Source organism: Streptomyces sp. NBC_01515 (genome assembly GCF_045040345.1).
GTDB lineage: Bacteria > Actinomycetota > Actinomycetes > Streptomycetales > Streptomycetaceae > Streptomyces.
In genome coordinates this window covers 304,509-315,447 of sequence record NZ_CP109416.1, presented here as the reverse complement: position 1 = coordinate 315,447, position 10,939 = coordinate 304,509, and the positions used below count along the sequence as shown (strand labels likewise).

1 protein-coding gene is annotated in these 10,939 nt (G+C 71.7%); it reads left to right on the top strand.

Features of this window, described 5'->3' with window-relative positions:
* The first annotated feature begins 25 nt into the window (after nt 1-25).
* Nucleotides 26-10,900 carry a type I polyketide synthase gene (locus OG407_RS01275; protein WP_405854122.1) on the top strand — a complete coding sequence of 3,625 codons (10,875 nt, stop codon included), beginning with the start codon at nt 26-28 and terminating at the stop codon, nt 10,898-10,900.
* Nucleotides 10,901-10,939: the final 39 nt, after the last annotated feature.

The window sequence follows — 10,939 nt, the reverse complement described above, 5'->3', positions numbered from 1 at the left end:
CACAGCCTCTAGGAGCCGAACCTCAATGGCGGATGAAAGCAAGCTTCGCGACTATCTCAAGCGCGTCCTCGCCGAGGCACGCCGCTCCCAGCAGCGTGTACTGGAACTTGAGGCCGAGAAGTCGGAGCCGATCGCGATCGTCGGAATGGCGTGCCGGCTTCCGGGCGGGGTCGCCGGCCCCGAGGACCTGTGGCGACTGGCCACCGAGGGCCAGGACGGGGTCTCCGGCTTCCCCACCGACCGCGGCTGGGACCTGGAGAGCCTGTTCGACGAGGACCCCGAGCAGAGCGGCAAGTCGTACGTGACCCGCGGCGGGTTCCTGCACGAGGCCGGGCTCTTCGACGCGGGCTTCTTCGGGATCTCGCCGCGCGAGGCGGTGGCGATGGACCCGCAGCAGCGGCTGCTCCTGGAGACCTCGTGGGAGGCCATGGAACGAGCGGGCGTCGACGCAACCGGACTCAAGGGGGCGGACGTCGGCGTCTTCGTCGGTGTCATCAACGAGGGCTACGCCACTGGCGGTCCGATCCCGCCCGAACTGGAAGGCTTCACCGGAACCGGTACCACCGGAAGCGTGGCCTCGGGCCGCATCTCGTACGTGTTCGGCTTCGAGGGCCCGGCCGTCACTGTCGACACGGCCTGCTCGTCCTCACTCGTCGCCATGCACCTGGCCGTGCAGGCGCTGCGCCGCGGGGAGTGCTCGATGGCGCTGGCCGGCGGCGCGACCGTGATGGCCGGTCCAGGCATGTTCATGGAGTTCTCGCGCCAGCGCGCCCTTGCCGCCGACGGCCGCTGCAAGTCGTACGCGGATGCGGCGGACGGTACCGGGTGGGCCGAGGGCGCGGGCATGGTCGTCCTGGAGCGCCTGTCGGAGGCCCGCCGCAACGGCCACCGGGTGCTGGCGGTCGTCCGTGGCTCGGCGGTGAATCAGGACGGTGCGTCGAACGGCCTGACGGCCCCGAACGGGCCCTCTCAGCAGCGGGTGATCCGCAAGGCGCTCGCCGACGCGGGTCTGTCGACGTCGGACGTGGACGTGGTCGAGGGTCATGGCACGGGCACGGTGCTGGGTGATCCGATCGAGGCGCAGGCTCTGCTGGCGACCTACGGTCAGGAGCGTGAGCCTGGACGGCCGTTGTGGCTGGGTTCGTTGAAGTCGAACGTCGGTCATACGCAGGCGGCTGCGGGTGTTTCCGGTGTGATCAAGATGGTGCTGGCGCTGCGGCACGGAGTCATGCCGCCCACCCTGCATGTCGACGCTCCGTCGTCGCAGGTGGACTGGTCTGAGGGTGCGGTCGAGCTGTTGACGGAGGCGCGGGAGTGGCCGGTCACGGGTCGGCCGCGTCGGGCGGCGGTGTCGTCTTTCGGTGTCAGCGGGACGAATGCGCACCTGGTGCTGGAGGAGCCTCCGGCCGGGGAGCCGGAGGTGGTTGACGCTCCGGTGACCGATGGTGTGGTGCCGCTGGTCGTGTCGGCGAAGAGTGCCGGTGCGTTGGTGGGTCAGGCGGAGCGGCTCGTGTCTTTTGTGGAGGCGGGTGAGGAGTCGCTGCCGCAGCTCGCGACAGCGCTCGCTTCGCGGCGGGCGGTGCTGTCCGAGCGGGCGGTGGTGGCGGCTGGTTCGCGTGGGGAGGCGTTGGCGGGGTTGCGTGCGCTGGCGCGGGGGGAGTCCGTGCCTGGTGTGGTCGTCGGCAGTGCGGTGGCTGCTGGTCGGACGGTGTTGGTGTTCCCGGGGCAGGGTTCGCAGTGGGTCGGCATGGGCCGTGAACTCCTGGATTCCTCGCCGGTGTTCGCGTCGCGTATCGCCGAGTGCGCTGCGGTGCTTGAGCGTTGGGTCGACTGGTCGCTCGTGGATGTGCTGCGGGGTGACGCTCCGGCTGAACTCCTTGAGCGCGTCGATGTGGTGCAGCCGGCGAGTTTCGCGGTGATGGTGGGTCTGGCTGCGGTGTGGGCGTCGGTGGGTGTGGTGCCGGATGCGGTGCTGGGTCACTCACAGGGGGAGATCGCTGCCGCGTGTGTGTCGGGTGCGTTGTCGTTGGAGGACGCGGCCCGCATCATGGCGGTGCGCAGTCAGGTGATCGCCGGGAGTCTGGCGGGTCGTGGGGGCATGGCCTCGGTGGCACTTCCGGAGGAAGGGGTCGTCGGGCGGCTGGAACGCTGGGCGGGCCGGGTTGAGCTGGCGGCGGTCAACGGTCCGGCGTCCGTCGTCATCGCCGGTGATGCCGAGGCCCTCGACGAGGCCCTCGGTGTCCTGGCGGCGGATGGTGTGCGGGTGCGTCGGGTGGCGGTGGACTACGCCTCCCACACCCGGCATGTGGAGGCGATCGAGGAGACGTTGGCCACCGCCTTCGCGGACATTCGTGCGCAGGCGCCGCTGATTCCCTTCTACTCGACGGTGACCGGTGAGTGGGTCCGCGAGGCCGGGATCCTCGACGGTGGTTACTGGTACCGCAACCTGCGCAGTCAGGTCCGCTTCGGCCCCGCGATCGCCAGTCTCCTGAGCGAGGGTCACACGGTGTTCGTGGAGTCCAGCGCGCACCCCGTCCTGGTCCAGCCGGTCAGCGAGATCGTCGATCAGGCGGACGCCGATGCCGTCGTGACCGGTTCCCTGCGCCGTGACGAGGGCGGTTCCCGCCGTCTGTTCACTTCGATGGCCGAACTGTTCGTGCGGGGCGTGCCCGTCGACTGGACCGGCGTCCTCCCGGACGGCGCGGACGCCGGTCACCTCGACCTGCCGACGTATGCCTTCGACCACCAGCACTACTGGCTCAGGCTCGGTCCGGCCGGTGACGCCGCCTCTCTGGGCCTGGCGGGTACCGACCACCCGCTGATCGGGGGAGTCGTGGCGGTGCCGGAGACCGGCGGTGTGCTCTGCACCTCCCGCCTGTCACTCCGAACACACCCCTGGCTCGCCGACCATGCCGTGGGCGACACCGTCCTCGTGCCCGCCGCGGCCTTGGTGGAGCTGGCTCTCCGGGCCGGTGACGAGGTCGGCTGCGGCACGCTGGACGAACTGGTCGTCGAGGTGCCGCTCGTGCTGCCCGAGCAGGGCGGTGTCCGCGTCCAGGTCACCGTCGGGGGACCGGACGAGACCGGAACCCGTACCGTCGCCGTCTACTCGACCCGTGAGGACACCACCGGCGACACCGGTACCGACACCTGGACGCGCCACGCAACCGGCACCCTCACGGCGACCGCCGCTCCCGCCCCCGGCTTCGACTTCACCGCCTGGCCGCCCCCCGGCGCCCGACGCGTCGAGACGGACGAGTTCTACTCCGATCTGGCAGGCCACGGCTACGCGTACGGCCCGGTGTTCCAGGGCGTACGGGCGCTGTGGCGGCGCGGCGAGGAGACCTTCGCCGAGTTCGCCGTACCGGATGAGGAGCGTGAGGAAGCGGGCCGGTTCGGTGTGCATCCCGCACTGCTGGACGCCGTACTGCATCCGGCACTCCTGGAGGCCGTGACCGTCGGCGGGGACGCGGGCGACGGCGGTCTCCGGCAGCCTCTTGTCTGGCACGGGCTGGGGCTGCACGCGGTCGGCGCGACCGTGCTGAGGGCGCGGATCGTGCCCAAGGGACAGGGGACCCTGTCGTTCGAGGCGGTCGACCAGGCCGGTGGTCCGGTCCTGACGGCGGACGCGGTGGAGTTGCGGTCGCTGACCCCCGAGCAGGTGTCGGCCGGTGCGGGTTCTCCGGCCGACGACGCGCTGTTCCGCGTCGAGTGGACACAACTGCCCGGCAACAAGGGCACGTTGGCCGAGACCACGTCCTGGGCCGCGGTGTCCAGCGCGGGCGAGGTGACGGCCCTGGCCGAGGCGGTGGCGGCAGGCGGCGAACTGCCGACCGCCGTGCTGCTGAGGGCCGTCACAGTGGCCGACGACACTCCGGTGGATGTGACCAACCGGGTCCTCGCGGCCGTGCAGACCTGGCTGGCCGCTCCGGGCCTCGACGCGGTCACGCTGGTCGTGGCGACCCGGGGCGCGGTGGGCGCCGGGCCCGAGGGCGCGGTCACGGATCCCGCCGGCGGCGCTGTCTGGGGCCTGATCCGTGCCGCGCAGACCGAGAACCCCGACCGGATCGTCCTGCTCGACCTGGATCCGGAGATCCGGGCCGCCGACCTCGCCCGCGATCCGGATCACCACGGCGACGCCACCGTGGGCCTGCCTGCCGGCCTCGACTCCGTGATCGGTGCGGTGCTCGGCTCAGGAGAACCCGAGGTGGCCGTGCGCGGCGGGGCCCTCTCGATCCCGCGGCTCGCCCGCGCCACCGCCGCGGGGCGGACGCAGGCGCCGGCGGACCTGGACCCGGACGGCACCGTCCTGATCACCGGCGGTACCGGCTCGCTGGCCGGCATCCTGGCCCGACACCTCGTCGTGAACCACGGCGTACGGCACCTGCTGCTCGTCAGCCGCCGAGGCCGCGCCGCCGCCGGAGCGGACGAGTTGGTCGCCGAGCTGAGCGGACTCGGCGCGGCCGACGTCATGGTGGAGTCCTGCGACGTCACCGACCGGGACGCGCTGGCGGCGCTCATCGAGGTGATCCCGGCCGAGCACCCGCTGACCGCCGTCGTGCACACCGCGGGTATCGCGGACGCCGGTGTGATCGGCACGCTCGACCCGGCCCGGGTGGCGGAGGTCTTCGCACCGAAGGTGACGGCCGTCCGGCACCTGGACGAGCTGACCCGCGAACTCGCCCCGGAACTCAAGGTGTTCGTCGTCTTCTCCTCCGTCTCGTCCGTCTTCCTCGGCGCGGGCACCGGCAGTTACGCGGCGGCCAACGCCTATCTCGACGCAATCGCCCACCAGCGCCGGGCGGTGGGCCTGCCCGCCACCTCGCTGGCCTGGGGGCTCTGGGAGCAGACCGCCGGCGGTATGGCGGCCGGCATGGACGACCTCACCCGAAGCCGGATGAACCGGCGAGGCGGCGTACTGCCGATGACCCCCGCCGAGGGCATGGAGCTCTTCGACGCGGCACTGCGCACCGGCGACGCCCTGCTCGTTCCGGCCAAGCTGGACCTGCGGGCGTTGCGCGCCGACGCGGCGGCGGGTCGTGGTGTCCCGACGTTGCTGCGCGGCCTGGTGCACATCGGCCGACGGCAGGCACGGGCGGCGGCAGGGGAGAGCGGTGGAGGGTTCGCCGCCCGGCTAGTCGGGCTCGCGCCCGACGAGCAGGAGGCGCTGCTGCTGCAACTCGTCCGTTCGCAGGCGGCGACCGTGCTCGGACATCCGGGGCCCGAGAGCGTCCGGACCGAGAGCGCGTTCCGCGACTCCGGCTTCGACTCGCTCACCTCGGTCGAGCTGCGCAACCGCCTGCGCGAGGCGACCGGCCTCAAGCTGACCGCCACGGTCGTCTTCGACCATCCCACCCCGCTCGCCTTCGCCCGCTTCCTGCACGGCGAGCTGGCTGAGGCGACCGGCGCGGCGCCGGCCGCCGGCGAACCGGTCCCGGGCCCGCTCGCCGACCCCGACGAGCCGATCGCGATCGTGGGTATGGCGTGCCGCCTGCCGGGCGGTGTGGCGAGCCCGCAGGACTTGTGGCGGCTGGTCATCGAGGGCCGGGACGCGATGTCCGGCTTCCCGGACGATCGTGGCTGGGATGTCGAGGGCTTGTTCGATTCGGACCCGGACCAGGCCGGTACGTCGTACGTGAGCCAGGGTGGGTTCCTGTACGACGCGGGCCTGTTCGACGCGGGATTCTTCGGGATCTCGCCGCGTGAGGCCCTCGCGATGGACCCCCAGCAGCGGCTGCTTCTCGAAGGATCGTGGGAGGCGCTGGAGCGGGCCGGGATCGCCCCGGACTCACTCAAGGGCACGGACGCCGGTGTCTTCTTCGGTGTCATGGGCCAGGCGTACGGGGCGGGCGGCGCCGTGCCCGCCGAACTGGAGGGCTTCACCGGCACCGGCGGCATGGGCAGCGTCGCCTCCGGCCGCGTGTCGTACGTGCTCGGTCTGCAGGGCCCTGCGGTGACCGTGGACACGGCCTGCTCGTCCTCGCTCGTCGCGGTGCACATGGCTGCCCAGTCGCTACGGCAGGGTGAGTGCTCGCTCGCCCTGGCCGGCGGCGCGACGGTGATGGCGACGCCGGGGACGTTCGTGGAGTTCTCGCGGCAGCGGGGTCTGGCGGTCGACGGCCGGTGCAAGTCGTACGCGGACGCGGCGGACGGTACGGGCTGGGCCGAGGGCGCGGGCGTGGTCGTACTGGAGCGTCTGTCGGAGGCGCGCAGGAACGGGCACCGGGTGCTGGCGGTCGTACGGGGTTCCGCGGTGAACCAGGACGGTGCTTCCAACGGCCTGACCGCGCCCAACGGTCTGTCGCAGCAGCGGGTGATCCGCAAGGCGCTCGCCAACGCCGGTCTGTCGACGTCGGACGTGGACGTGGTCGAGGGACACGGCACCGGCACGGTCCTGGGCGACCCGATCGAGGCGCAGGCGCTGCTGGCCACGTACGGGCGGGATCGCGATCCGGAGCGTCCGCTCTGGCTGGGTTCGTTGAAGTCGAACATCGGCCACACACAGATGGCGGCCGGTGTCGCGGGCGTCATCAAGATGGTGGAGGCGCTGCGGCACGGCGTGATGCCGCCCACCCTGCATGTCGACGCCCCGTCGTCGCAGGTGGACTGGTCGACGGGTGCGGTGGAACTCCTGGCGGAGCCGCGGGACTGGCCGGAGTTGGACCGGCCGCGCCGCGTGGGTGTCTCGGGCTTCGGCGTGAGCGGGACGAACGCGCACGTGATCCTGGAGCAGGCACCGGAGCCTGAGCCGACACCTGAGCCGGAGCCGACGGTGGATGTCGTCGGCGGTGCGGTGCCGTTGGTGGTGTCGGCGCGGAGCGCCGGTGCGCTGGCGGGGCAGGCTGAACGGCTCGCGTCCTTCGTGGAGTTGGGCGAGGAGGTGTCGTTGGGCGCTGTGGCGGGTGCGTTGGTCGCTCAGCGGGCGGTGTTGTCGGAGCGTGCGGTGGTGGTGGCCGGTTCGCGGGAGGAGGCGTTGGCGGGGTTCGGTGCGCTGGCGCGGGGGGAGTCGGCTGCGGGGTTGGTGACGGGTAACGGGGTTTCGGCTGTTCGTACGGTGGTGGTGTTTCCGGGGCAGGGTTCGCAGCGGGTCGGCATGGGTCGTGAGTTGTATGGCCGGTATCCGGTGTTCGCGGAGGCGTTCGATGCGGCGTGTGAGGCGCTGGACGGGCAGTTGTCGGGCTGGGTGGAGCATCCGGTCAGGGACGTCGTCCTTGGCGAAGCGGGTGATTTGAGTCGGACGGTGTTTACGCAGGCGGGGTTGTTCGCTGTGGAGACGGCACTGTTCCGGCTGGTGGAGTCGTGGGGTGTGAAGCCGGATGCGGTGATGGGCCACTCCATCGGTGAAATCACCGCAGCGCATGTGGCTGGGGTGTTGTCGCTGGCGGATGCGGCGGTGGTGGTGGCCGCGCGGGGCCGGTTGATGGAGGCGCTCCCGTCGGGTGGCGCGATGGTCGCGGTAGCCGTGTCGGAGGCGGAGGTTGCCGGGCTGTTGGGTGAGGGCGTGGGTCTGGCGGCGGTCAACGGCCCTGAGTCCGTTGTCCTTTCGGGTGTCGAGGATGCGGTACTGGCGGTGGTGGGGAAGCTCGGGGAGCAGGGTCGTAAGACGAAGCGGCTGGGCGTCTCGCACGCCTTCCACTCGGTTTTGATGGAGCCGATGCTCGACGAGTTCGCGAACGTCTTGTCTCAAGTGTCTTGGTCGGAGCCGGAGTTCCCGGTGGTGTCCAACGTGACGGGGCGGCTTGCCGGGCCGGGGCAGCTCACCGACCCGCAGTACTGGGTCGATCATGTCCGCCGTCCGGTGCGTTTCGCCGACGGTGTCACGGCCGCAGCCGGTGACGGAGATGTCGTCTTCGTTGAACTCGGCCCGGGCGCGGCCTTGTCGAGTGTGGTGGCCGAATCGGCCGGCGAACGGGCGGCCTGTGTCGCCGCTCTGCGGGACGGGCGTCCCGAGGCGCAGACCCTCCTCACGGCGACGGCGGAGGTCTTTGTTCGCGGCGGGTCGGTCGACTGGGCGGGCATGCTGCCGGTTGCGGGTGCTTCGCTCCTCGACCTGCCGACGTATGCCTTCGACCACCAGCACTACTGGTTGCAGACCGCTCCCGCGGTCGACGCCGTCGCGCTCGGCCTCGCCGGTACAGCGCATCCGATGCTTGGTGCGGTGGTGAGGCTTCCGCAGTCGGACGGCCTGGTCTTCACTTCTCGTCTCTCCCTGCGTACGCACGCCTGGCTCGCGGACCACGCTGTCGGCGGGGTCGTCCTCGTCCCCGGTACCGGACTGGTGGAGCTGGCGGTACGGGCCGGCGACGAGGTCGGCTGCGGCACACTCGACGAACTGGTCATCGAGGCGCCCCTCGTCGTCCCCGCCCAGGGCGGTGTCCGCGTTCAGGTCGCCGTCGGAGGCCCCGACGAGAACGGCGCCCGCGCCGTCGACATCTACTCGACCCGTGACGAGGGCACGGAGGGCAGCGGCGCCGACGTGTGGATCCGTCACGCTACCGGCCGGCTGGTGCGGGAGGCTGCCGTGCGCGCGGCAACGGTCGACTTCACTGCCTGGCCGCCGCCCGGCGCCGAGCGAGTCGAGGTGGACGTCGACGACTTCTACGCGGGTCTGATCCGGGTGGGCTACACGTACGGCCCGGCGTTCCAGGGCCTGCGTGCGGTGTGGCGGCGTGGCGAGGAGGTCTTCGCCGAGATCGCCCTGCCGGAGGACCAGCGCGACAGCGCCACCAGGTTCGGCATCCACCCCGCCCTGCTGGACGCCGCACTGCACTCCAACGGGTTCGTCCAGCCGGTCGACGCCCCTGGCGGAGTGGACCGGTCCCGGACCGTGCTGCCGTTCGCCTGGAACGGCCTGGCGCTGCATGCCACCGGTGCTTCGGCGTTGCGGGTGCGGGTGGCACCGTCCGGGCCGGACGCGGTGTCGTTGCAGGCGGCCGACGAGACCGGCGGTCTCGTCCTGACCACGGACTCACTCGTGTTCCGGGAGGTCTCCGCCGAGCAGCTGGAGGCGGCGGCCGGTGTGGCGGGTGACGACGCCCTGTTCGGTGTGGAGTGGACCGAGTTGCCCGCCGCGCCCACGCGTACGGTCGCGCCGGTGCCGTCCTGGGCACCGGTCGACACTGCCACCGACGTGGCGGCACTGGGCGCCCGCGACGAAGCACCGTCGGCAGTGGTCGTACGAGCGGTCGCTTCGGAGGACGACGACGCACTCGGGCTCACGGCCCGCGTGCTCGGCGTACTCCAGGCCTGGTTGGTGGCCCCGGCCTTCGAGAGCGGCAAGTTGGTGGTGGTCACTCAGGGCGCGGTGCCGGCCGGCGGCGACGGTGACGTCACCGACCCGGCCGGCGCCGCCGTCTGGGGTCTCATCCGCACGGCCCAGGCCGAGAACCCCGATCGGATCGTCCTCCTCGACACCGAAAACAGCTCCTTCGAGGGCGACTTGGGCGTGGCGCTGGCCAGCGGTGAGCCGCAACTCGCGGTCCGCGGTTCGGTGTTGTCCGTGCCGCGTCTGGTGCGTGCCGCGGTTGTTGAGTCGGTGGGGGGTCTTGCTCCGGTTGTCGGGGGCACGGTGTTGGTGACGGGTGGTACGGGTTCGTTGGGTGGGTTGGTGGCCCGTCATCTGGTGTCCGAGCACGGCGCTCGTCATCTGGTGTTGGCGAGTCGGCGTGGTCCGGAGGCCGAGGGCGCGGGGGAACTGGTCGCCGAGTTGCGGGAGTTGGGTGCCGAGTCGGTGCGGGTGGCGGCGTGTGACGTCGCCGACCGTGATGCGGTGGCCGCGCTCCTGGATTCTGTGTCGGTGCAGCACCCACTGACCGGGGTTGTGCACACGGCTGGTGTGTTGGACGACGGTGTGATCGGTGCGCTGACGCCGGAACGGTTGGCGTTTGTGTTCGGGCCGAAGGTGGCGGCTGTACGTCATCTGGATGAGCTGACCCGTGGCTTGGACCTGTCGGTGTTCGCGGTGTTCTCTTCCGCGTCGGGTCTGTTCGGGTCGGCGGGTCAGGGCAACTACGCGGCGGCGAATGCCTACCTGGACGCAATCGCCCACCGGCGCCGGGCGGCGGGCCTGCCGGGCACCTCACTCGCCTGGGGCCCGTGGGAGCAGACCGCCGGAATGACCGCGGGAACCGAGGCGGCCCAGCGCACCCGTACCAACCGGCGCGGCGGCATCGTGCCGCTCCGGGCGAAGGAGGGTCTCGCCCTCTTCGATGCGGCACTGAGCGGAGACCGAGCGCTGTTCGTGCCGATCGACCTGGACCTGCGGGCCGTCCGCGCCGAGTCGGCGACGGGCGGCGGTGTGCCACCCCTGCTGCGGGGCCTGGTCCGGGGCACCCGCCAGGTGGTGCGAGCCGCGTCCGGTGACAACGGTGACGCCCTGCGCCGCCGGCTGGCCGGGCGCGCGCGGGCCGAGCAGGAGGCCGCGCTTCTCGACCTCCTTCGCACCCAGGTGGCGACGGTGTTGGGGCACAGCGGTCCGGAGGGGGTCGTGGCCGGTACGCGGTTCAAGGACGCCGGCTTCGACTCGCTCACCTCGGTCGAGCTCCGGAACCGCCTCCGCGAGGCCACCGGCCTCAACCTGGCCGCGACGGCGGTCTTCGACTACCCGACCCCGCTCGCACTGGCCCGCCACGTACACGCCCAACTCCTCCCGGACGGCGCGAAGAGCGGAACGGAGATCGACGAAGAGCGGCTGCGGCACGTCTTGGTCTCCCTCCCGCTGGCTCGGATCCGGGAGGCCGGACTGCTGGACGCCCTGGTCGAGCTGGCCGCTCTCGACACCGCCGCGCCCGGTGCCGGGCAGCCGGACGAGACCGACGGACCGGGGACGCTCGCCGGTCTGGACGTCGACGACCTCGTGCAACTGGCGCTCGGTGACAGCGACGAGGACCTCGAAGACTGATGCGGTACCTACTGATGAGGACAGCTGAGTGAGTACTTC

Excerpts from the sequence above, each read along its gene's own strand:
- OG407_RS01275 (WP_405854122.1), top strand. The coding sequence starts at position 26 with ATGGCGGATGAAAGCAAGCTTCGCGACTATCTCAAGCGCGTCCTCGCC.